The sequence below is a fragment of the Cyanobium sp. Cruz-8D1 genome (assembly GCF_024345975.1).
Taxonomy (GTDB): domain Bacteria; phylum Cyanobacteriota; class Cyanobacteriia; order PCC-6307; family Cyanobiaceae; genus Cyanobium.
In genome coordinates, this window is record NZ_JAGQCD010000009.1 from 18474 (window position 1) to 40557 (window position 22084).

The following is a 22084-nucleotide window of genomic DNA, read 5'->3' on the forward strand; positions in this document are numbered from 1 at the left end:
CCGGCACCCATGAGCCTGCACCTTCCCCCCTACCGGCCTTTGCCCCCACCGGGCCCCAGGGCGGAGCTGCTCACCGTGGCCATCGCCGACCTCCAGCCCACCCAGATGTGCGTCGGCCTGGCGGAGGTGCGCAGTCGCCAGCAGGACTTCTCCCAGGAAACGGCCGAGCAACGGTTGCGCTACCTGCGCGGCAAGCCCGTGCCCCTGGTGCGCGGTGGGGCTGGCGAGCTCTGGATGGTCGACCGTCACCATCGCCTGCGGGGCCTGATCGAAATCGATCCGGCCGCCCTGGCCTATGGCTATCTGGTGCTGGACTTGCCTGGACACCCACCCAAGGCAGTGCTGGCCGAACTGCAGGAGCGGGGATGGCTGTACCTCTATGACGGCCGCGGCCATGGCCCCCTGGCGCCGGCGGCCCTGCCGCAGCGGCTGCCGGATCTCCAGGACGATCCCTACCGCTCCCTGGTGTGGCGACTCAAGAAGGAGGGAATGATCGATCCGGCCCCCCTGATCCCCTTCCACGAGTTCCGCTGGGGAGCCTGGCTGCGCAGCCGGCCCCTGCCCCCCTTCAGCTCCAGCAATCTGGCCCCGGCCCTGGCCGCCGCCCGTTCCCTGGTGCGCTCCGGATCCGCCTCCCACCTGGCCGGCTGGAAGGGCTGAACCCCCTTCTGAGCAGGCCTCAGTCGGGCCTGTTGCGGGGCGGTTCGCCATCGCCCGCCAGCAGCAGCCGTTCCCAGCGATCGAAGCGCTGGGCCAGAAGCAAAGCAGCTCCGGCCAGCAGCAGCCCCACGACCAGCGCCTGGGGGGTCTGCCACCAGGCGATCGCCAGCAGGGCCAGCCAGGGAATCGCCTGCAGCAGCGGCCGCCAGCGGCGCAACCCCCGCCGGGCGCCACGGCAGGCGGCGCAGTGCTCCCCGTGGCTAACCCAGCGGTCCATCAGCGCCGTCTGGTCGAGGCGGGGTGGCAGGGGCTGGCCGGGGAACGGGTCGCCATTGTGGCCGTTGACCCAGTCGTGCAGGGCCTTGACGTAGACGTCGGCGCTGCTGGCCAGGAAGAACGCCCGCTCGGCCCCATCGCTGCGGCCCCGCTGCTCCAGCACCCGCTCCTGCCAGTGCAGGAACACCTGGTCGTCCTCCAGCACGGTGTGGTTGGCGATGTGCTGCAGCCACAGGGGGCGTAGCCCCAGCAGCAGGGGGGGCAGCTTGGATTCGAACTGAAACGGGAAACGGGCGAACAGGCGACATTCGCCACGGCGGATCGGCGTGGCGTAGACCACCGTGAGGATGCGGGCGAAGCCCGGCGCCGTCAGCTCGTGCCACATCAGGCCGGGGGCAGCGAAGGTGGTGGACTGGCTGCCGAGCGTGCCCTTGCGGGGCCCTTCCTGCCACAGGGCCGTGAAACCCTCCGGACCGGCACTGGTGAGGCAGGCCACCACCGGGGCAGCGTTCTCCCGCTTGCCCACGGTGCGGTGGTGGGTGAAGGGCACATGGCTCACATCAAGCACGTTCTCCAGCAGGGTGAGGGCATCCATGGGCAGATCCCGGAACGTGTCCTGCACGAACCAGCCCGGCTCCTCCAGCACCGGCACCAGGGGCAGGGGCACCGCTGCGGCTGCGGCCGCCTCACCGACAAACACGAACAGCAGGCCCTGGCCCTCGGCGGTGGCATAGGCCCGGCAGCTGGATCGCACGGCGCTGGGGGTGGCCCCCGCCTCGACCTGGGGGATGGCGGTGCAGTGGCCATCGCCGGCGAACGTCCAACCGTGGTAAGGGCACTCCAGCTCGCCGGCCCCATTGAGGCGCCCCTGGCTGAGGGGGACCAGGCGGTGGGGGCAGACATCGGCAAAGGCACGCCAGCTCTGGCCCGCGTGATCCCACCAGAGCACGAGGTCCTGCTCCAGGAGCGTGAAGGCGGTGGGCCTGCTGCGGTCGAGGTCCCGCAGATAGGCCACCGGATACCAGTGCTGGTGCCAGGCGGTGCTCGTCATGGGTCCGATTCTGCTGGGGGGCTGGCACGGATGCGGGCCCGTTACAAGACGCCGCCAGGGCCGCTGCCAGCGGCGGCGGCGCTCCTAGGACGTCTTGGAAGACACTCCTGCCACCCCTTCCCAAACCCGTGGGCACCTTCCTGGCCGGCAATCCCCTGGCGATCTTCGCCCTGCTGCTGGTGCTCAGCGTGGTGGTGCCGCCCCTGGTGCGGCCCCTGCGGCTGCCGGACCTGGTGGGACTGCTGCTGGCCGGGGTGGCGATCGGTCCCCATGGCCTCGCCTGGCTCGTCTCCAGCAACGAGACGGTGCGGCTGCTTTCGGACGTGGGGGTGATCTATCTGCTGTTCATCGCCGGGCTGGAGATCGACCTGGGGGAGTTCCAGCGGATCCGGGCCCGTTCCTTCCGCTTTGGCCTGCTCACCTTCACCCTGCCGATGCTGGCGGGAACGGTGCTGGGATTCGCCTACGGCTACCCAGTCGTCAGCGCTGTTCTGATCGGCTCGATCCTCGCCTCCCACACCCCCCTGGGGTACCCGATCGTGCGCAGCTTCGGCGCCATGCGGGAGGAGTGCGTCACGGTGGCGATCGGCGGCACGATCTTCACCGACATCGCCGCCCTGGTGCTGCTGGCCCTCTGCGTCAGCCTGGGGCAGGGCCAGCTGAGCGCACCGGGGGTGGTCACCCTGCTGCTCAAGGTGGCCCTCTACGCCGCCGCTGTGATGCTGCTGATCCGGCAGCTGGGCCGCGGCCTGATCCGCCGCAGCGTTGATGGCGACAGCCGGTTGTTCGTGGCGGTGCTGCTGGCCCTGTTCCTGGCGGCGGTGGGGGCGGAGCTGGCCGGCGTGGAGAAGATCGTCGGCGCCTTCCTGGCCGGCTTGGCCGTGAACGGGGTGTTGCCGGAGGGCCGGGTCAAGGAGCAGGTGGTGGTCGTGGGGGCGAGCCTGTTCATCCCGCTGTTCTTCATCGACCTCGGTCTGCTGCTTGACGTGCCGGTGTTCCTCAGCACAATGACGGGCTCGGTTTTCGCCATCGCCCTGATCCTGACGCTGATCACCAGCAAGGGGTTGGCCTCCTGGTGGTCGGGTCTGCTCTACCGCTACGACGGGCCCCAGATGCTGACCCTGTGGTCGCTCTCGCTCCCCCAGGTGGCGGCCACCCTGGCGGCCACCTATGTGGGCTTCCGCCAGGGCTTGCTGGATGAGCGGATGCTCAACAGCGTCCTGGCCCTGATGGTGGTGACCGCCACCCTGGGGCCGATCCTCACCTCGGTGGCGATGACCCGCATGGCCAACCGCCGGTCGCGGGACCTCAGCCTGCAGGAGAGTGGTCAGCTGGCCCTGGTGCGACGGGCCCTGCGGGTGCTGGTGCCGATCAGCGAGGCCCGCAGCGAGGAACCCCTGCTCGTGCTGGCCGGGCGGCTGATCGACGGGGACGCAGGCCGCCAAGGCACGGTGCTGCCCCTCTCGGTGGTGTCGCCGCGCCAGGCCGAAGCCGGCCGCGGCGCCCAGGCGGTGGTGCACCGGGCCCTGGCCGAGGGGCGCCAGCTGCTGGAGCGTGCTGATGCCTTCACCGCGGCGGCGGGGGTGCCCAGCCGCTCGCTGCTGCGGGTCGACAACGACATCCCCGGCGGCATCGCCCGCACCGCCCTTGAACAGGGGGCCGATCTGGTCCTCGTGGGCGTGGCGGCAGCACCGCGCCTTGGGCGCTGGCTGTTCGGGGATCTGGTGGCCGCCATCTGCCGTCAGGCCCACTGCCCGGTGGTGATGGCCCGGCTGCGGGACGACCCGGCCAGCTTCCGCCGGCTGCTCGTCCCCGTGAAGGACCTCTCCGCCGGCGCCCTGGAGCAGTACCAGCTGGCGGAGCGGCTGCTCAGCGCCTGCCCCCCCGGGGAGGGTGCCGCCATCACCCTGCTGCACATCCACGAGCCCTGGCTGCCCCAGGCGGAACGCCTGCAGCTGGCCCGCCAGCTGCAGGCGTGGGTTCCCTCCCCCTCCAGGGGCGGTGGGGGCGTGCCGGTCACGGTGGAGCTTCTGGCCCACCAGAACGTGGCCGAGGCGATCGAGCGCAGCAGCGAAAGCCACGATCTTGTGATCCTGCGCTCCCTGCGGCGCCTAGTGGAGGGTCTGCCGATTCCCGCCAGTGACCAGGCCACCAGCCTGCTGCGGCGCCTGCGCTGCTCGGCCCTGGTGATCAGTGATCCACTCCACTGATCCACTGCGCTGATCCAGGGCCTTGACTAGACAGAGGGGAGACCCGCAGCTCCCATGTCCTACAGCCATCTTCTGGTGCCCAGCGACGGCTCCGAGCTCTCACTGGCGGCTGTGCGCCACGCCGTGGCCCTGGCAGCCGCCCTCGGGGCCCAGATCACGTTCTTCCATGCCCAGGCCAGTGTGCCGGTGCAGGTGGTGGGACTCGGCGAGATGCTCGACGCCACCACCATGGAGGCCCTGATGAACGCCAGCCGCAAGGATGGGGATCGGATCCTGGAGGAGTCGCTGGTGCTGGCGAAGCAGGCCGGCGTCAACGCCACGGCCGAGCGTGTGCTGAGCGACCTGCCCCACCAGGCCATCGTCGAGGCCGCCACCCGGCTGGGGTGTGACCTGATCCTGATGGCCTCCCACGGCCGCCGCGGCCTGGTGGGCATGCTGATCGGCAGCGAAACCCAGCGGGTGCTGGTCCAGTCCCCCTGTCCGGTCCTGGTGATTCGATGACGGCGTACCCCTCCGGCGGGGGCGGTACCGCCACGGATCGGGCCTACGACATCCTGCGCTCCCAGCACCAGCCGCTGGCGGCCCTGTTCTCCCCCCGCAGCGTGGCCGTGATCGGGGCCTCCGACCGGCCGGGCAGCGTCGGGCACGGGGTGCTCTGGAACCTGATCAGCCATCCCTTCGGGGGCACCGTCTACCCCGTCAACCCCAAACGCCGCAGTGTGCTGGGAATCCGCGCCCACGCCTCGGTGGCAGAGGTGCCCGAGCCCGTGGACCTGGCCGTGATCGCCACCCCCGCCGCCACGGTGCCGGCACTGATCGAGGCGTGCGCAGCGGCCGGGGTGAAGGGCGTGATCGTGCTGTCAGCAGGCTTCCGGGAGATCGGCGCCGCCGGCATCGCCCTCGAGGCCCGCATCCGCGATGGCCTGCGCCGCACCGGCATGCGGCTGGTGGGCCCCAATTGCCTGGGGCTGATGAATCCCCGCACCGGCCTCAACGCCACCTTCGCCGGCGCCATGGCCCGCCCCGGCCATGTGGGCTTCCTGAGCCAGTCGGGGGCGATCTGCACCGCCGTCCTCGACTGGAGCCTGCAGGAGAACGTGGGCTTCAGCGCCTTCGTCTCGATGGGCTCGATGCTGGATGTCGACTGGGGGGATCTGATCACCTACCTGGGGGACGACCCGGAGACCCACAGCATCGTCATCTACATGGAATCGATCGGGGATCCCCGCTCGTTCCTCTCGGCGGCGCGGGAGGTGGCCCTCACCAAGCCGATCGTGGTGATCAAGGCCGGCCGCACGGCCGAGGCGGCCCAGGCGGCGGCCTCCCACACCGGGGCCCTGGCCGGCAGTGACGCCGTCCTGGATGCCGCCTTCCGGCGCTGTGGCGTGCTGCGGGTGGACAGCATCGTCGACCTCTTCAACCTGGCCGAGGTGCTGGCCAAGCAACGCCGCCGGCCCCTGGGGCCGCGGCTGACGATCCTCACCAACGCCGGAGGGCCGGGCGTGATCGCCACCGATGCCCTGGTGCGCCACGGCGGCCAGCTGGCCACCCTCCCGGCGGCCACCCTGGCGGACCTCGAGGCCGTGCTGCCGCAGCACTGGAGTCGGGCCAACCCCATCGACATCCTGGGGGACGCGGATCCGGACCGCTACGAGCGGGCCATCCGCCTGGCCCTTGCCAACCCCGACAGTGACGGGCTGTTGGTGGTGCTCACCCCCCAGGCCATGACCGACCCCACCAGCACCGCCGAACGGCTGGTGGCCCTGGCGGCGACCACCACCAAGCCGCTGCTGGCCAGCTGGATGGGCGGCCAGGACGTGGAGGATGGGGAACGCCTGCTGAATGCCGCCGGCATCGCCACCAACCGCTACCCGGATGCGGCGGTGCAGTTGTTCGATGTCCTGTGGCGCTACAGCGACAACCTGCGCGCCCTCTACGAAACCCCGGCCCTGGTGCCCGAGACCGAAGCGACCGGAGCCGGCGAGCCCCACGCCGATCGCCAACGGGTGGAAGCGCTGCTGGAAGGGGTGCTGGCCCAGGGACGCACCCTGCTGAACGAATGGGAAGCCAAACAGGTGCTGGAGGCCTATGGCATTCCCACGGTCCCCACCCACATGGCCACCAGTGCCGAGGCGGCGGCGGCGGCGGCCGACGCCATGGGCTACCCGGTGGTGATCAAGCTGCTCTCCGCCGAGCTCACCCACAAGAGCGACGTCGGTGGCGTGCAACTGAACCTGCGCGACGGCGCCGGGGTGGCCCAGGCCTTCGACGCCATGCAGGAGTCCATCGTGGCGCTGCATGGGGAGAGCGCCTTCGGCGGGGTGACCGTGCAGCCGATGCTGGAGCTGACGGGGGCCTACGAGCTGATCGTCGGCAGCAGCATCGACCCCCAGTTCGGCCCGGTGATCCTGTTCGGCACCGGGGGCCTGCTGGTGGAGGTGTTCCGCGACAGCGCCGTGGCCCTGCCGCCGCTTAACACCACCCTGGCCCGGCGGCTGATGGAGCGCACCCGCATCTATGCGGCACTGCAGGGGGTGCGTGGCCGGCCACCGGTGGATCTGGCGGCACTCGAGCGACTGCTGGTGCGTCTCAGCCGGCTGGTGCTGGAGCACCCGGCCATCCTCGAACTGGACATCAACCCCCTAAGGGTGGCACCTGGGATCGGCAAGGGATCCATGGTGGCCCTGGATGCCCGGGTGCTGCTGCAGCCATCCTCCGGGGCCACCTGCTTCACCCCCAGGCCTGCGATCCGGCCCTATCCGAGCGAGTACGTGCGCCCCTGGCACCTGCCCGACGGATCACCGGTGACGCTGCGGCCGATCCGGCCGGAGGACGAACCCCTGCTGGTGGCCTTCCACCGCACCCTCTCGGAGCAGAGCGTCTACTTCCGCTATTTCCATCTGATGACCCTGGGCCACCGCATCGCCCACGAACGGCTGACTCGGATCTGCTTCACCGACTACGACAGGGAGATGGCCCTGGTGGTGGAACGCCCGGGGCTGAACGGCGCCGCGGCTGAGGTGCTGGGGGTGGGCCGGCTCAGCCGGATCCACGACGACAACGCCGCCGAATTCGCCATGCTGATCGCCGATCCCTGGCAACGGCAGGGGTTGGGCACCGCCTTGCTGGGACTGCTGATCGCGATTGGGCGCGCCGAGGGGCTTGAGCGCATCTGCGCCGAGATCCTGCACGAGAACAGGGGCATGCAGCACGTCTGCCAGAAGCTGGGCTTCCGGCTCAGGCCCACGGCCGAGTGCGTGCGTGCTGAGATCAGCCTGCTTGATCCTGCAGCTGCCAGGCCCGCAGCAGATCCACCTGGGTGACGCGGAAGCCCAGCCGGCGGGCGGCCAGCACCAGTTCCGCTCTGGAGCGGCAATGGCGCAGGCTGCGGCAGATCACCTGGTCCGCTTCAGCCTCATCAACAAGGCGCTCCAGTTCACTCCAGCTCATCGGGTCCTCCCACCCTCTTCTCCACGCTGCCAAGGGCAGGGCGTTCTGACCAGGGGCCGACAACAAGCGATGCAGAGGGCGGGGCTCCAGGCGAGTCGCATCTTGTCGGACATCGCCGGGGACCCGTTCATGGATCGGTCACATGACTTCGCTTGATTGATGTCATCCCCACCTCAGGGGTCGCTCCTCACAACGCGAACCACCATGAACACCATCCTTCGTCAGGGTTCCCGCCGCCTCGCGGGCCTGCTGGGCACCACCGGCGCCCTGGCCCTGCTCGCCACCCCGCTGGAGGCCTTGGCCGGTCCCTGGGGCCAGGCCGGCGTTCCCCGCCAGGTCGACAGCCGCCGTGTTCCCTACCCCGTGCCCACCCTGCCCAGCCCCTCCTCCTATGGGGATGGCTACGGCGGCGGCTACCGGGCCGACTACGACCTCGACCGCTACCGGGCCAACCTGCCGGTGGCCCCCGACTTCGTCCAGGCCCAGACGGCCCAGCGCTGCAACGTGGGCCGGCTGGTGGGCGGCATCATCGGCGGCGGCCTGGGCTACGCCGCCTCCCGCCAGGACGGCCGCACCTGGGCCGTGCCGCTCGGGGCCCTGCTGGGCCAGCAGATGGGTTGCAGCATCGGCGCCCAGCGTGCTCCCCTGCCCTGGTGAACCCCCGGCTCAGGAAGCGGTCCCGAAGGCCACCTGACAGGCGGCATTGAGGAGCTCCGCTTCCTGGGCGCTGCCAGGCGGCTGGCTGTTCAACAATCCCGACTGACAGTCGGCCGAGAGTTGATACACGCTGCCGTTGGCACTGACATCAAAGGCCACCGTGGCGGTGCCGGTCGGCTGAACGGTGCCGAACAGCAGCTGGTACTGGGTGTTGGGCACCACGATCACCGTCTGGCTGCTGGCCACCGCCGCATCCACCGCACTGTTGATGATCGCGGCCGTTGCCAGGGCGCCCACCCCCCAGGCGGCGGCGCTGGCCCCCCACCATCCCCAGGACGGGGTGGCCCAGCCGCCGTACCAGCCGTGGTTCCAAGGCCTGGCGACGCCCCAGCCCGGACGGGCCCAGCCCGGCCTGACACCGAAGGCATTGACGTTGGCGGTCCGGTTCCAGTTGCGGTTGACGTTGACGTTCCGCGTGAGATTGGCGTTGACGTTTCGATTGAGACTGGCGTTGCGGTTGATGGTTCCGGCCCCGCCGACCCCACCGGGACGGTTCAGTCCTGGGGTTCCCACCCCACCAGGACGGTTGAATCCGGGTGTTCCAACGCCGCCGGTACGGTTGGCGCCGATGGAGCCAGCCCCGCCGGGTCGGGCAACGGGTCGCGCCATGGAGGGACGACCCATCCCACCGACGGCACCGCCGCTCCAGCCACCACTGGGCCTCGCCGCGCCACGGTTGAGGCCTCCGGCACCACCGGATCCCTGGAAACCACTGTGGGCCCTGGCGCCACCACCGGCCCGCGCCCCGCCACCAGCAGCCCTGCCGGCGCCGCCGCTTCGACCAGCACCACCGGCTCTGGCACCGCCACCACCGCCTCCCCGTCCACCACCGCCGCCGCGAGCGATCAGCTGCGGGGTGAGCGAGGAAGAAGACGTCTCCAGGGCCAGGGCAGCCCCGACCGGGGAGGCGATCACACCGGCCATCAACAGAGCGATTCCAGGGAATGTTTTCATTTCAGGAGCAGCGCGCAGGCGTCGTCGTAGCAACTGGCATCCACCCGGCCGTCCTGGCCGAAATGGACCATCACCAGATCGCGCCCCTGAAGGCGGGTATTGGAGCGATCCTCCCTGACGCTGTTGAGATAGTTGGGGTTGACCACACACAGGTCCTTGCCGTTGAAGCAGACCGTGTTGGTGGAGAAGCGGGCCGAGGCACCGCGCAGGGGCTGCCAGTTCCTGGTGTCGTGGGCCCAGATCGCCATCGTCACCGGTTCGGCGGTGATGCGGACCGTTTCGACGCTGTTGCCGATGCGGTGGCGATAGAGGGTGGCCGCGCCCGTATCCACAGCTTCCACGCTGCAGGGCACAGGAGCCGCGCCCTGCAAGGCGCACTGGGTGGAAAGGCGATAGATCACCCTGGCGTTGGGATCCTGCTGGGCCGCGCTCGCCTCCGCAGGGGCCAGCAGAGGGCTAACGATCAGGGCAGCCAGCAGGCCTCCCCCCAGGGAAATCAGGCGCTGAGGCCATCGGCCTGTGGTGTGTCCACTGGGGAGCAGGGGATTCCGGCGCAGGAGCATGGGACGACAGGGCAGCGGGGGCCACCGAGGGGTAGGTAGCAATGAAAACATCGTGGCCATGACCCAGCTGCGCTGGCAACATCCGGATAGTGCAAGTTTTCTGCTCCGTCCCACGGCGGCGCCGGCCTGGAGGGCAGCGATGGCCTCCACCGACAGGGTTCCCGCGTGCTCCCCAGGAGGGGCCTGGTTAGATTGCAGATCGCTACAAACACATCATCGATGGCCGTTCTCAACCGCTGCGCCATCGCGGTGGCGCCCCGGCAGCCGATGGTGGACTGGACCCGGCCCTTCTGGACCCGCGAGGACATGGAAGGACTAGGAGAAGACCACAGCCTCTATCTGATCCCCACCTACGACAGCGACGTGGAAGCCCAGGACCGGCTGCTGGACAGCTATGGCCAGATTTTCGCTTCCGAACTCGAACTCTGGTGCCGCGACCGCAGCCGTTGGCCCCACCCCCGCAGCCTTGAACTGTTCGAGGCCTGGTTCTCGGTCCGCTTCTACCCCCTCGTCGAGGACCTGGACGGCGAGCCGCTGCACACGTACGTCATTGATGACGACTTGCAGGACGCCCTGCGCGAGGCCCTGGGCTGAATCATGTTCTTCCGCATTCACCACCGGCTCAGCTACACCTACGCACGGCCCGTTTTCCTGGAGCCCATGACCCTGCGGCTGACCCCCCGTCAGGACGGCAGCCAGAGGATCCTGGAGCACCATCTGCGGCTGGTGGATCCCGCCGCTGGCCTCACGCGTGTGCTGGAGCCGGATGGCACCGACGCCATGGTGGCCTGGTTCCAGCAGGAGCGGGACCAGCTGACAATCGAGGTGGACATGCTGCTGGAGACCCTGCGCAGCAATCCCTACGACTGGATCATTACCCACAAGGAGGCCCAACACCTGCCGGTGGACTACCCGGAGGCGGAGGCCTGCTCCCTGGCGGGCTGCCGGCATGGCCAGATCGATCCGGCCGTCCGTGCCTGGGCCCAGGCCATCGCCGACAAGGTCGAGGGATCGGCCACCGCGTTCCTCGGTGCCCTTGCCGATGAGATCCACCATGGCTTCCACCATGTGGGCCGGCTGGACGGGGAGCCCATCGCAGCGGCGGACACCCTCGCGACGCTCACCGGAGCCTGCCGGGACACGGCCGTGCTGTACATCGCGGCCTGTCGCAGCCAGGGCCTGGCGGCGCGGTTCGTCAGCGGCTACTCGATGCACCATCCCCCTGAGGTGAGCGAGCATGAGCTGCACGCCTGGGCGGAGGTATATCTGCCAGGGGGGGGCTGGAGGGGCTTCGATCCCAGCCTGGGTCTGGCGGTGGCCGATGGCCATGTGGTCCTGGCCGCAGCACCGGATCACCATCTGGCGGCGCCGGTCAGCGGACGTTATCGGGGAACCGGCGTGGGCTCCAGCCTGGCCTACCTGATCCGGCTGCAGGCCGCCTCCAGCCGCGAGGAACTGGAGGGAACGGCTCAGCCGATGGTCTCGAGCTGAAGCCAGCACCCCGCCGGGGCCAGCTTCTCAACGATCACCGGTGCCTGGTGCGTCAGGGCCAGGTTCTGGGCATAGCGTTCGGCCTCGTCACGGTGGTCGAAGAGGGGGCCGTGAACCTCGTTGGGAACGGTGGTCTCGTTCTGGTCGGCGGGTCGGACCCGGTAGCGGCCACGAGGGCTGGGTTCACTCATGGCACCAATCTGCCCCCCACGTTGCGCAAGTCGCCCCAGCAGCAGAGTGTCTTCCAATCCGTGGCCAACTCCCCACAGGACAGGAACACCCGAACCACGATCGGCCATAAAAAAAACCGCCCCGGAACATCCGGGGCGGTTGGAGAGGAGAAGGGACCTCTGGGGAGAGCCGGCGACTCAGTAACGGCTGCGGCCGCCACCACCGCCGCCATAGCCGCCGCCGCCACCGCCACCGCCGTAGCCGCCACCGCCGCCGGAGCGACCACCGCCGCCACCGCCACCACCACCGCCGGTGCGGGGCTCGGCCTTGTTGACGCGGATGCTGCGACCCATCCACTCCACATCCTGGAGGTCGTCGATGGCCTTGGTCTCGTCGGCGTCGTTCGTCATTTCAACGAAAGCGAAACCCCTCTTGCGGCCGGTGTCGCGATCAAGAGGAAGGGTGCATTGGCGAAGTTCGCCGTACTGGGCGAACAGATTTTTGACATCTTCCACTTCGGCGTCGAAGGAAAGATTTCCGATGTAAATGGTCATGAACCTGAAAAAACTATGAACCGATCCTTCGACAGCCCTTTTAGAAAGTGATGAGCTCGCTTGAGAGAAATCTTAGAATCTCTCCCACCTTACAGCCTCCATGGGCCCAGTTCGGCCGGTCGCCAGGTAAGGATGACCGACCGGGGAACTGCAGCAGCAACGCAGCTCATCCGCAGGCCTCATGAAGGGCGAAGCTCGCTGGAGGCTATGGCCCCGTGCCAGCGTCAATCACCAAGCGGAGCATGACGAGACGGCCCTTCGAGGGTTTCGGAAAAGGCAACGAAACCGAAACGGGAGCCGGAAGTGAACATGACCATTTGGGCATGACTTCACCGGTCTTCACAGTGACCCTGCCGATCACTCGACTCGACTTCTCAAGGGCAAAGCTCCAAAACGGGTGGCCTTGCAGCCCCCATCTCGGCTCCACTCACATGCGAGACATGGCCACGATCTTGCTGAGCTTGTCCTTGTCGAGTCCCTCAAGTTCGTCCACTTGGAGCAATCCGTCCTTCACCAGACTGGCGAACACGAACAAGAGTCCGGCAAGACGAAAGTCAAAGCGACCTTCGATTTCATGGCGTTGAATACTGAGGAAATCATGAAGTTTCCAGCATTCCTCCACGCAGTCCATGCGACTGGCATGGGCCTGGGCGGCCCGGATGATACCGAGGGCCGCTCGGGAATGGGCCTTGTCAAAAGCGCAACGCGCCACTTCCTGTTCCTGTTCTGTCCACTGCAAAACCGCTGTCACCATGGATCCCGACGTCTGTTTTTTGACCTTAACGCGCGAGCCTGAGCTGCCGCGAGCCATTCCCCTGCCCGTGATCAAGGGAAACGCGGCGCCTCAACTCCGGCAGGCGAAACCATGGCACAGCCGGGTAGGCATGATGCTCCCAGTGGTAACCGAAGTGATAACAAGCCAGTAAGGAGAGAAAGTGGGAGTAACCCAGACTTTGCACGGCATGGCTGCTGACAGGGAGCGCTGCTTGGCTGCGGTGGGGAAGGTACGTGCCGAAGAGAAACAGCTGCAACGAGCTGAGCACCAGCGGCACCATCCAGAACGCGACCACATTCACCGCCCGCGGGGGGTCCAGCAGCACCAACAGGGCTGCTGCACTGATCCAGGTGACCAGGAGCAGGCCCAGCTGGTTCCAGGAGAGATAGTTCCCCATGAAACGCACATACCAGCGCAGGGCGCCATCACCGCTGTCCAGCCGGAAATCGGGATCCCTGGCGCTGCCAGGGGAACGGTGGTGGCGTAAGTGGTGGCGACGGCAGCGGCCAAAGGGCAGGCCGGCGTAGAGCAGCAGGGCCAGACGGCCCAGACCGTCGTTGAGGGCTGGACGCCCGGGGACCAGGGTGCGGTGCATGGCATCGTGACCCAGGATGAACAGGCCCGTCTGCAGAAACGTGCGCACCGCGATAGCCAGCAGAATGGCCGCTGGGGACCAGGGGGCCGAATGGGCCAGCAGCAAACCGATGAGGCTGGCCAACCAGCCCCAGAAGATCACCATGCCAAGCCAAAACCCCCGGCCCTTTTGGGCAGGGGGAACGGAGGAGACCATGGCCTCCACCGTGGCGGGATCAGGATGAATTGGAAGGCTCTTCAGCGTGCGAATTTGAGCAGTTCGGCCGGGGAAGCCAGCAGATCGATCGCCACGAAGTAGATCTTGTTGTCGGGATCCAGCAGGAAGCGCCAGGCCACATTCATGCCAACGCCAGCACCGAACCAGGGGGTCTGGACTTTCCCGGTGACCTTGATCTGGGTGAAGCCGCCATCAGAAGGCTCGCTCACGCCACTTTCGGGGAGAAGTTTGAGATTCTGGCAATCTTCGCGGAAGAAGCGCAGCACGGCATCGGTACCGACGATCGGTCGTTGGAACGGGGGCTGCAGGGCGCCATCGGCAAGGAACAGCTTGATCAGCTGGTCGAAATCGTTGGCATTGAGCAGATCCATGTAGGACTGGATCGTGGGGTTGTCGATTCCAGCGATCGACACCCTGGTGCGTTGCTCGGGAGCCGTGGGCAGAACGATCGGCTCAGCAATGCGATCGACAGCGTCCACCTTGCTGGGGTCGAAGCCCATGTCAACGACGAAGTTGCGCAGAACGGTGATCTGCTGACCGGCATCGACTCCCTTGAGCGAGGACAGCACCGAGGCGGCGTTGGCCGACAGCTGATAGCCCTCAGGGATGGGGGCAACGAGTCCTTCCTCCATCCACTCGCCGAGGCGATACCAGAAGCCAAGTTTGATGTTGACCGACCAGATGGCGTAGGTGCGGCAGATGTCGGTGTCGGCCCTGTTGGCCAGATCCACCATCACCTGGCTCTGCTCGGCGAAGGTCATGGCCTTGATCCGGCTGAGCACCGGCTCGGCGAACTGCATCCGGGCGGCGCCGGGGGCTGCGATGGTGATGGTCTTGCCCATCTCGAGATAGGCGAACCAGATCAGCGCCAGCTGGTCCTCCGCGTTCAGCAGAGCAAAGCGGGCGGTGAGGGCGGGCACCACGTCGGCGGAAAGGGTGTCCGGAAAGATCTGGGACGCCTTTTCGAGCGTGAACATGACAGGAAAGCTCCGGAGGTCAATAAATCTTTACAAATCCTAATACACGGTGGTCCTGTGTTGCCGCTGGGACCACCTGACACCAAGGAAAGCACGATTCCGTGTCCACCATCACAGCGAGCAACAAGCGGATAACCCTGCAGGGATTCGGGAAAGGTCCCTGGAGGTGGAGGCCCCCAGGGACCCTCGATCACTGCGCTGCGGTACTCAGCATCAAGGCCGCGGTCCACAGCACTAGGCCGGTGAGGGCAAAGCCACCAGCGGTGACTAGCCCTTGCCAGATCTTGCGCGCCAGGGGCGAGGGCTGCTCGCCGAGCCAGGCGGGACGAGGGGTGCCCGGCGACCAGGGGCTGGCACCACGGGGCGCCCTGCTGGCGATCACGTCGCGCCAGCGGCAATCATAGCGGGGAGCTTGTTGGTTGAAGGGACGCTCTCCCTGGGCCCGGCCTGGCAACACCCTGGAGCGCTGGTAGGGCACCGTGTCGTAACCGAAAGCCTCGAGATACTCAGCCGAGTCCAGCAAGGCATCCACCAGGGTGACGAGACCATACTGGGCGATCAGGATCGAATAGCTGATGCGTTCCTGATCGCCATAGACAGGACGCCCCAGAACCCTGCCAACCAGTTGCTCCACCAGACGATAGTTGCTGTTGCAGTCATAGAAACCCTCACGGAATCGCCTGGAAAGCAGCAGCCCGCGGATGAACTCCCTCATGGTGATCTGTCCGCTGCGGAGCTGGGATTCCAGCACCACTTCGCGATCCACTTTGAAGGCATGAAAGAAGATCTGGCGGTAGGCCTGCTCGATCTGGATGTCCAAGCCGAGCCGATCCCCGGCGGCTTTGCCGGTCTCCAAGCTGGCAACGGCCTGGCGGGGTGATTCCTCGCTGGCGATCGCGTAACTCGGAACCCTGGCGTTGAGGCTTGAGGGTCGGGCGGCGAGCAGGGGAAGGGCCATGAAGGACTTCAGGGGAGAATGACCAGGAAAGATACCGAAGATCAAAAGTGGGCTTGGACCGGCGGCCCGTTCCCTCACACAGCTTCACTTTTCTGGCCTGCCCCTGCTGCCCCCTGCGGAGCCCGGGGCAGCAGGGGAGCAGGAAGCTCGGAGGTCTCACACTCCATTCTGAGCACCCGCTCGAGGGTCTGATTGCGGTAAGTCCGCAGACAGTACTTACACCCCCCGGTGGTCTGGAGATGGCGCTCGGGTGTGATCACCACCTCCCTGACAGGATGCTCGACACAACGAATCTTGATCGGCGTGCGATAACTTTTGTAGGTCATCTGGGAATAGTCGTATCTGGCGCCGAATCGAGATATGGCTCGCTCAAGAAACGTGGCTTCGTCAATCCGTAACCCCATTGTTCACTCCGCGCGATTCCATTGGTAGAGCCCCCGGACGGTGCCTCAGTCGACTGTCATCAAGAACCGATCGACGCATTTGACCGTTCCAGTACTCAGGGGATTCTGCCCCCTGAGCCGGGTGGACCGCCGCAGCGCAGGATTTCTCCACACTTCAGCTCCGCCGCCGCCCAACGCCGAGGGGGTAGGGGATCCATCAAGAGCTCAGTGGTGGGGGCTTTTGGAGGTCTCCATCTCCTCGGTAATGACGTGGAATCCTGTGAGCTGGTGATCGCCGAAAGAGCGCAGGAAGGGCACATCCGCCGCGTCCCGACCCCGGGCGATCAGCACCCGGCCGATGCGTGGGGTGTTGTGGCGGGCATCAAAGACATACCAGCGGTCCTCGAGGAAGGCCTCAAACCAGGCCGAATAGTCGATCGGATCCGGCAGGGCCTCCACGCCCGAGTAACCCAGGTAGCCGGTGCAATAACGCGCCGGGATGTTGAGGCAACGGCAGAGGCTGATGGCCAGGTGGGCGAAATCCCTGCAGACACCGCGCCCCTCCCGTAGAGCGTCGTGGGCGGTCTTGTCGCTGCGGGCGGCGCCGTAGTCGAAGCGAAGCTGTTCATGCACCCAGTCACAGATGGCCTGCACCCGCGCCCAGCCGGGCCGGACCCCACCGAAGCGCCCCCAGGCGACCTGGGCCAGGCGATCGGTGTCGCAATAGCGGCTGGGGTTGAGATAGGGGTAGGTGACGATCGGCAGCGCCCCCACCGGGCACTCGCCCACATCCGCTGCCACCGGATCGGGATGGCCGTCATCGGCTACCACCACCTCAAACCCCAGGGTGGTGTTGCCGGCAGAGGCCATGAAGCGGCAGGCACGGTTGCCGTCGGCATCGGTGAGCACCTCGGCGATACGATCCGGGCTCAACCACAACCGCTCCGGGCCGCGCCGATCCTCCAGGCGGCTGCCATGGGGATGGACCAGGGCCAGCACCGGTGTCGGGGCCCAGCAGGAAAGAGTCAGTTCGCAACCGAGCCGGATCAGCATGGAGAAGGCAAGAGAAACGGCGCGCTACCCCGATGGTCGATTGTGCTCCCCCGACAGGGGATCCGTGGTGGAACTGGTGGGATGTCAGGGGGACCGGAAACGGCACCGTTGCGACCTGAGCCAGAAGACGCTAGTAGGGATGTACTTGCCGTCCGGTCATGTCCTCTCCCCCGCCATGCGCCCCGGCCCTCGCCTCCTGGCCCTATCTGGGGCCGGAGCAGCTGCTGCCCAGCCGCAGCCGGCGCGTCTGCCTCACCTGCCACTGGTTCCGCCACCACGCCGGCGCCGACGGCCTGCCCCTGCTCAGCTGCCAGTGGCATCAGGCCCTGATCTGCCACGGTGACCACCCCACCCAGCGCTGCCCCTGCTGGATCGAGCCACGGCATGTCGGCGGAGGCTGGTGCCCGGAAGCCGCCTGACGCCCTCCGGCAAGCAAGGCCCCATAGGGTGGGTTTCGCCTCCAAGCCCGTCCGCATGGCCATCGTCCGCGCGCAGGGCCTCGGCAAGACCTACCGGGTCGCCGACAAGCAACCCGGACTGGCCGGCACCCTGCGTCACTTCGTGAACCGCCGCGAGCGCCTGATCGCGGCCGTGCAGGACGTGAGCTTCTCGATCGAGCCGGGGGAGTTCGTCGGCTTTCTTGGGGCCAACGGTGCCGGCAAGACCACCACTCTCAAGATGCTCACGGGGCTGATCCACCCCACCAGCGGCACGGTGGAGGTGGCCGGTTGCCAGCCCCAGCGCCGCGAGGCGGACTTCCTGGGTCAGATCACCCTGGTGATGGGCCAGAAGCAGCAGCTGATCTGGGATCTGCCGCCGCTGGATTCCCTGCGGGTCAACGCCGCCGTCTACGGCATCCCCCCTGAGGAGAGCCGGCGTCGCATCGCCGAGCTGGCGGAGATGCTCGAGCTGGGGGACGAGCTGCGCCGGCCGGTGCGCAAGCTCTCCCTCGGCCAGCGGATGAAGGCGGAACTGCTGGCGGCCCTGCTGCACCGACCGGCGGTGCTGTTCCTCGATGAACCCACCCTGGGGCTGGATGTGAACGCCCAGGCCCGGGTGCGCAGTTTCCTGGCCGACTACAACCGCCGCTTCGGGGCCACCGTGCTGCTCACCAGCCACTACATGGCCGACATCACCGCCCTCTGCCCGCGGGTGCTGCTGATCCACGAGGGCCGCCTCTTCTACGACGGCGGCCTGGAGACGCTCACCCAGCGGCTGGCCCCCTGCCGCGAGGTGCGCCTGGAGCTGCGCGAGCCCCTGGGGGCCGAGGCCTTCGCCCGCTACGGCGAGGTGGAGGCCATCGAGGGCCGGGAGGTGCGGCTGCTGATCCCGCGGGAGCGGCTCACCGAGCAGGTGGGACGGCTGCTGGCCGATCTCGCCGTGGTCGATCTGTCGGTGTCCGACCCGCCGATCGAGGACATCATCGGCCGGCTGTTCCACGAAGGGGCCGTGGCATGAGGCCTCCTCTCGCTCAGCGGCTGGCCCACGCCCGCCGCCTCGCGGCCGTGCTGCTCTCCAGCCAGTACGCCTACATGCTCGAGTACCGGGCCGAGATCGTGCTCTGGGCCCTCTCGGGGGTGCTGCCCTTCATCATGCTGGGCCTGTGGAGCGCCGTCGATGCGGGTGGCGGGCTGGGCATGAGCTCCCTGCAGCTGGCCCGCTACTTCCTGGCGGCGTTTGTGGTGCGGCAGTTCACGATCGTCTGGGTGATGTACACCTTCGAGGAGGACAACCTCACCGGCCGCCTGTCGCCCTACCTGCTGCAGCCCCTGCCCCTGGTGTGGCGCTACGTGGCCGCCCACCTGTCGGAGCAGGCCACCCGCCTGCCGTTCGTGGCCCTGCTGGTGGGGCTGTTCTTTCTGCTGTATCCCGCCGCCTTCTGGTGGCCCTCGCTGTCGTCGCTGCTGCTGGCGATGCTGGCCACCCTGGCCGCCTTCGCCCTGCGCTTCCTGATGCAGTTCACCCTGACGATGGTGTGTTTCTGGAGCGAGAAGGCCAGCGCCCTGGAACGGCTCCTCTACCTCCCCTACCTCTATCTCTCCGGGTTGGTGGCCCCCCTGGCGCTCTATCCCGAGGCGGTGCGCAACTTCGCCTTCTGGACCCCCTTCCCCTACATGGTCGATGTGCCCGCCAGGATCCTGGCCGGTGAGCCAGTGGCGGTGGGCCAAAGCTTCGCGGCCATGGCCGCCTGGGCCGCCCTGCTGCTGCCGATCAACCTGCTGCTGTGGCGCCGGGGGCTGCGCCACTATTCGGCCATGGGGGCCTGATGGGCAGGTATCTCTCCACCCTGCGCATCTTCTGGATCGCCTCGCTGACGGCCGAACTGGAATACAAGGCCAACTTCGTGATTGAGCTGGTGGCCACGGCCGGCAATCTGGTCGGCAGCATCTTCGTGCTGTCGCTCTTCTACGGGCGCGGCCAGTCGCTGGGGGGCTGGAGCTGGGAGGGGGCCCTGGTGGTGCTGGGGGTCTACACCCTGCTGGAGGGGGTCACCAGCACGCTGCTGCAACCCAACCTCAGCACGATCGTGGCCCACGTGCGCACCGGCAGCCTCGATTTCGTCCTGCTCAAGCCGATCGACAGCCAGTTCTGGCTGTCGGCCCGCACCTTCTCCCCCTGGGGTCTGCCCGGCATCGCCCTGGGGGCCGGGCTGATCGGCTACGCCGCCTGGAAGGCCGGCGCCACACCATCGCCCCTCACCCTGCTGGCGGCGGCCCTGATGCTGGTCGCCAGCCTGCTGATCCTCTACAGCCTCTGGTTCGTGCTGGCGGCCAGCAGCATCTGGTTCGTGAAGATCTGGAACGCCACCGAGGTGTTGCGCAGCGTGCTGGTGGCGGGCCGTTTTCCGGTGAGCGCCTTCCCGGCGGGACTGCGCGCTTTCTTCACCTTCGTCGTCCCGGTGGCCTTCCTCACCACGGTGCCCGCCGAGGCGATCCTGGGGCGGGCCTCCGGCCCCTGGCTGCTGGCCGGCGGCGTCGTGGCTGCCGGCTCCCTGGCACTGAGCCGCTGGTTCTGGCAGTTCGCCCTGCGCTTCTACACCTCCGCCTCCAGCTGAGTGGAACCGCTCCTCCCCCTTCCCCTGGACGCTCTGCCGCCCCTGCCACCCCTGGCCCTGGCGGTGGTGGGCCATGTGGAGATGGTCAGCTTCATCGGCGTGGCGCAACTGCCAGTAGCTGGGGAGATCCTCCACGCCGACGATTTCTGTGAACTTCCCGCTGGCGGCGGTGCCGTGGTGGCGGTTCAGATGGCCCGTCTCACAGGGCAGCGCCTTCCCTTCTTCACCGCCCTGGGCAACGACGCGATCGGGCGCCGGGCTGCCGAAGAGCTCGAGGGCCTGGGGCTGGAGCTGCACATCGCCTGGCGGGAAGCCCCGACCCGGCGGGGAATCACCTTCATCGACGCCGGCGGCGAGCGCACCATCACGGTGATCGGCGAGCGGCTGAGGCCCAACGGCGCCGATGGGCTGCCGTGGCAGCGGCTGGCCGGGGCCGACGGCGTGTTCGTCACCGCCACCGATGCCGACGGCCTGCGCCTGGCGCGGCGGGCCCGGGTACTGGCCGCCACCCCGCGGGTGCGCCTGCCCACCTTGAACGCGGCGGGCGTGAGCCTCGATGCCCTGATCGGCAGCGCCACCGATCCCGGTGAGACCTATTCGCCAGGGGATCTGGATCCGGCGCCCCGGCTCCGTATCGGCACCGAGGCCGAAAGGGGTGGGGTGCTGGATCCCGGTGGCCGCTATGCCGCCGTGCCGCGCCAGGGCCCGGTACTGGATGCCTATGGGGCCGGCGACAGTTTCGCTGCTGGCGTCACCACGGCCCTGGCCGCCGGCTGGGGCCTGCAACAGGCCATCAGCCTGGGCGCCCATTGCGGCGTGGCCTGCCTGGATGGCCGCGGCCCCTATGCCAGTCAGCTCAGGCTCAGGCGGCGCTGACCAACAGCAGCAAGCGGTTTCCCTCCGGATCAGCCAGCCAGGCCTCGGCGCCGAAGGGTTCCTGCCGCGGTGGCTCCACCGGGATGGCCCCGAGGGCCAGCATGGCGGTGTGCCAGTCGCGGAGCACCTGCAGGGGTGGGGCCTCCCCCGCCGGACGGGAGAAGCAGAGGGCCAGCCGGCCCTCGCCGCGGGGGCGGGGACGCTGGCGCGACGGGGCATAGATCTCCAGCCGCCCCTCGCCCGGCCCCAGCAAGCGCCAGTGGCGGGCGCTTGCTCCCGCCAGGGGGGGGGTCTGGAGCAGGGCGCCGTAGAAAACGGCCAGGCGCTCGGGGTCGTCGGCGGCCAGCACCAGGAAAGGGGGCGGAACGGCAGGGGTCATGGCAGAAAGCGCCGCCTCGGGCGCTGCGATTCGCCACCATGGCAGCAGAACACATCCCCGAGAGCCATGGCGGTGCTGGTGCTGAACGAAGCGGAGCGGCGCAAGCTGGACGGCTCCGACGATGGCCTCTTCTATGCCGAGCCGCGCTTCGTGCAGCACCTTGACGGCGCCTTCCGGCGCCGGCTGACGGCGCTCTATCGCGAGCGGATCCCCCCCTGTGCGGTGCTGCTGGATCTGATGAGCAGCTGGGTGAGTCACCTGCCGGAGGACATTCGCTACGAAGAGGTGATCGGCCACGGCCTCAACGACGCCGAGCTGGCGGCGAACCCCCGCCTGGACCGGCACTGGCTGCAGAACCTCAACCAGGACCAGCAGCTTCCCCTGGCGGACGCCAGCGTGGATGCGGTGCTGATGGTGGCCGGCTGGCAGTACCTGCAGCGCCCCGAACCGGTGGCGGCCGAACTGCTGCGGGTGGTGCGTCCCGCCGGCCAGGTGATCGTGGCCTTCTCCAACCGGATGTTCTTCCAGAAGGCGCCCCAGGTCTGGACCGACGGCAGCGACAGGGATCACCTCGCCTACATCAGCCGAGTGCTGCAGGCCCAGGGCTGGCCGGCCCCGCAGCTGATCGCCGAGTCGACCCGGGCCGAGGGGCCCCAAGGCTGGCTGGGGGGCCAGGGGGATCCGTTCTTCGCCGTGGTGGCCGAAAAGCCCGCGCCGTAG

The 22084-nt window shown here is 68.1% G+C and carries 25 protein-coding genes; 13 read left to right on the forward strand and 12 right to left on the reverse strand.

What is annotated here, in order from left to right; genetic code table 11:
- Window positions 1-9 precede the first annotated feature (9 nt).
- Entirely contained in the window at window positions 10-660 is a 651-nt protein-coding gene (locus KBZ33_RS07520; RefSeq protein WP_254951882.1) for a ParB-like protein, read from the forward strand.
- A 19-nt stretch (window positions 661-679) separates the two neighbouring features.
- On the opposite strand, the gene KBZ33_RS07525 is transcribed toward KBZ33_RS07520, so the two are convergent.
- Window positions 680-1987: a Rieske 2Fe-2S domain-containing protein gene (locus KBZ33_RS07525; protein ID WP_254951884.1), complete on the reverse strand. Its 1308-nt coding sequence runs from the start codon at window positions 1985-1987 to the stop codon at window positions 680-682.
- A 128-nt stretch (window positions 1988-2115) separates the two neighbouring features.
- On the opposite strand from KBZ33_RS07525, the gene KBZ33_RS07530 reads away from it, so the two are divergent.
- From KBZ33_RS07530 to KBZ33_RS07540, 3 genes are read left to right on the forward strand one after another with little or no spacing between them, the layout of a single operon-like run.
- Window positions 2116-4197, forward strand: coding sequence for a cation:proton antiporter (locus tag KBZ33_RS07530; protein ID WP_254951885.1), 2082 nt, complete (start codon window positions 2116-2118; stop codon window positions 4195-4197).
- Between the two features lie 54 nt (window positions 4198-4251).
- Entirely contained in the window at window positions 4252-4698 is a 447-nt protein-coding gene (locus tag KBZ33_RS07535) for a universal stress protein (protein WP_254951886.1), read from the forward strand.
- Window positions 4695-7520: a bifunctional acetate--CoA ligase family protein/GNAT family N-acetyltransferase gene (locus KBZ33_RS07540; RefSeq protein WP_254951887.1), complete on the forward strand. Its 2826-nt coding sequence runs from the start codon at window positions 4695-4697 to the stop codon at window positions 7518-7520. The genes KBZ33_RS07535 and KBZ33_RS07540 overlap by 4 nt, the downstream gene beginning before the upstream one ends.
- Here KBZ33_RS07540 and KBZ33_RS07545 read toward each other — a convergent pair.
- A complete protein-coding gene (locus KBZ33_RS07545; RefSeq protein WP_254951888.1) occupies window positions 7468-7647 on the reverse strand; it encodes a Nif11 family protein in 180 nt (59 codons plus the stop codon). The two genes, KBZ33_RS07540 and KBZ33_RS07545, sit on opposite strands and share 53 nt — an antisense overlap.
- Before the next feature lie 204 nt (window positions 7648-7851).
- Between KBZ33_RS07545 and KBZ33_RS07550 the strand changes: the two genes are divergently transcribed.
- Window positions 7852-8304 carry a hypothetical protein gene (locus KBZ33_RS07550; RefSeq protein ID WP_254951890.1) on the forward strand — a complete coding sequence of 151 codons (453 nt, stop codon included), beginning with the start codon at window positions 7852-7854 and terminating at the stop codon, window positions 8302-8304.
- Window positions 8305-8313: 9 nt separating this feature from the next.
- On the opposite strand, the gene KBZ33_RS07555 is transcribed toward KBZ33_RS07550, so the two are convergent.
- Together KBZ33_RS07555 and KBZ33_RS07560 are read right to left on the reverse strand one after the other, a co-directional pair.
- Complete coding sequence (locus KBZ33_RS07555) at window positions 8314-9318, reverse strand: hypothetical protein (RefSeq protein WP_254951892.1); 1005 nt, start codon at window positions 9316-9318, stop codon at window positions 8314-8316.
- Window positions 9315-9881, reverse strand: coding sequence for a hypothetical protein (locus KBZ33_RS07560; RefSeq protein WP_254951894.1), 567 nt, complete (start codon window positions 9879-9881; stop codon window positions 9315-9317). Before KBZ33_RS07560 ends, KBZ33_RS07555 begins: the two co-directional genes overlap by 4 nt.
- Window positions 9882-10100: 219 nt before the next feature.
- Between KBZ33_RS07560 and KBZ33_RS07565 the strand changes: the two genes are divergently transcribed.
- A complete protein-coding gene (locus KBZ33_RS07565; protein ID WP_254951895.1) occupies window positions 10101-10475 on the forward strand; it encodes a hypothetical protein in 375 nt (124 codons plus the stop codon).
- A 3-nt stretch (window positions 10476-10478) separates the two neighbouring features.
- Window positions 10479-11372, forward strand: coding sequence for a transglutaminase family protein (locus tag KBZ33_RS07570; RefSeq protein WP_254951897.1), 894 nt, complete (start codon window positions 10479-10481; stop codon window positions 11370-11372).
- Here the strand turns inward: KBZ33_RS07570 and KBZ33_RS07575 are convergent.
- The 7 genes from KBZ33_RS07575 to KBZ33_RS07605 form a co-directional block, all read right to left on the reverse strand.
- Entirely contained in the window at window positions 11351-11563 is a 213-nt protein-coding gene (locus KBZ33_RS07575; protein ID WP_216909839.1) for a hypothetical protein, read from the reverse strand. The two genes, KBZ33_RS07570 and KBZ33_RS07575, sit on opposite strands and share 22 nt — an antisense overlap.
- A gap of 177 nt (window positions 11564-11740) precedes the next feature.
- Window positions 11741-12097, reverse strand: a complete 357-nt coding sequence (locus KBZ33_RS07580) for an RNA-binding protein (protein WP_254951901.1) — start codon at window positions 12095-12097, stop codon at window positions 11741-11743.
- 427 nt (window positions 12098-12524) lie between these two features.
- Window positions 12525-12851: a hypothetical protein gene (locus KBZ33_RS07585; protein ID WP_254951903.1), complete on the reverse strand. Its 327-nt coding sequence runs from the start codon at window positions 12849-12851 to the stop codon at window positions 12525-12527.
- A gap of 25 nt (window positions 12852-12876) precedes the next feature.
- Window positions 12877-13611 (reverse strand): fatty acid desaturase, encoded by a 735-nt coding sequence (locus KBZ33_RS07590; RefSeq protein ID WP_254951905.1) that lies wholly within the window; start codon window positions 13609-13611, stop codon window positions 12877-12879.
- 92 nt (window positions 13612-13703) lie between these two features.
- Window positions 13704-14660, reverse strand: coding sequence for an orange carotenoid-binding protein (locus KBZ33_RS07595; RefSeq protein WP_254951907.1), 957 nt, complete (start codon window positions 14658-14660; stop codon window positions 13704-13706).
- Between the two features lie 190 nt (window positions 14661-14850).
- Complete coding sequence (locus KBZ33_RS07600) at window positions 14851-15618, reverse strand: phycobilisome rod-core linker polypeptide (RefSeq protein ID WP_254951909.1); 768 nt, start codon at window positions 15616-15618, stop codon at window positions 14851-14853.
- Window positions 15619-16226: 608 nt separating this feature from the next.
- Window positions 16227-17054: a transglutaminase family protein gene (locus KBZ33_RS07605; protein WP_254951912.1), complete on the reverse strand. Its 828-nt coding sequence runs from the start codon at window positions 17052-17054 to the stop codon at window positions 16227-16229.
- Between the two features lie 158 nt (window positions 17055-17212).
- On the opposite strand from KBZ33_RS07605, the gene KBZ33_RS07610 reads away from it, so the two are divergent.
- Genes KBZ33_RS07610 through KBZ33_RS07630 form a run of 5 tightly spaced genes read left to right on the forward strand, consistent with a single transcriptional unit; the run spans window position 17213 to window position 20985 of the window.
- Window positions 17213-17473 (forward strand): galactose oxidase, encoded by a 261-nt coding sequence (locus KBZ33_RS07610; protein WP_254951914.1) that lies wholly within the window; start codon window positions 17213-17215, stop codon window positions 17471-17473.
- Window positions 17474-17528: 55 nt separating this feature from the next.
- Window positions 17529-18512, forward strand: a complete 984-nt coding sequence (locus KBZ33_RS07615; RefSeq protein ID WP_261362318.1) for an ATP-binding cassette domain-containing protein — start codon at window positions 17529-17531, stop codon at window positions 18510-18512.
- Window positions 18509-19321 (forward strand): ABC-2 family transporter protein, encoded by an 813-nt coding sequence (locus KBZ33_RS07620; protein ID WP_254951916.1) that lies wholly within the window; start codon window positions 18509-18511, stop codon window positions 19319-19321. The genes KBZ33_RS07615 and KBZ33_RS07620 overlap by 4 nt, the downstream gene beginning before the upstream one ends.
- Window positions 19321-20109: an ABC transporter permease gene (locus KBZ33_RS07625; RefSeq protein WP_254951918.1), complete on the forward strand. Its 789-nt coding sequence runs from the start codon at window positions 19321-19323 to the stop codon at window positions 20107-20109. The genes KBZ33_RS07620 and KBZ33_RS07625 overlap by 1 nt, the downstream gene beginning before the upstream one ends.
- The gene (locus KBZ33_RS07630; RefSeq protein WP_254951920.1) at window positions 20110-20985 is read left to right on the forward strand and encodes a PfkB family carbohydrate kinase; all 876 of its coding nucleotides are present in this window, start codon (window positions 20110-20112) and stop codon (window positions 20983-20985) included.
- Here KBZ33_RS07630 and KBZ33_RS07635 read toward each other — a convergent pair.
- Window positions 20972-21364 (reverse strand): VOC family protein, encoded by a 393-nt coding sequence (locus KBZ33_RS07635; RefSeq protein ID WP_254951922.1) that lies wholly within the window; start codon window positions 21362-21364, stop codon window positions 20972-20974. The two genes, KBZ33_RS07630 and KBZ33_RS07635, sit on opposite strands and share 14 nt — an antisense overlap.
- Before the next feature lie 66 nt (window positions 21365-21430).
- On the opposite strand from KBZ33_RS07635, the gene KBZ33_RS07640 reads away from it, so the two are divergent.
- A complete protein-coding gene (locus KBZ33_RS07640) occupies window positions 21431-22084 on the forward strand; it encodes a class I SAM-dependent methyltransferase (protein ID WP_254951924.1) in 654 nt (217 codons plus the stop codon).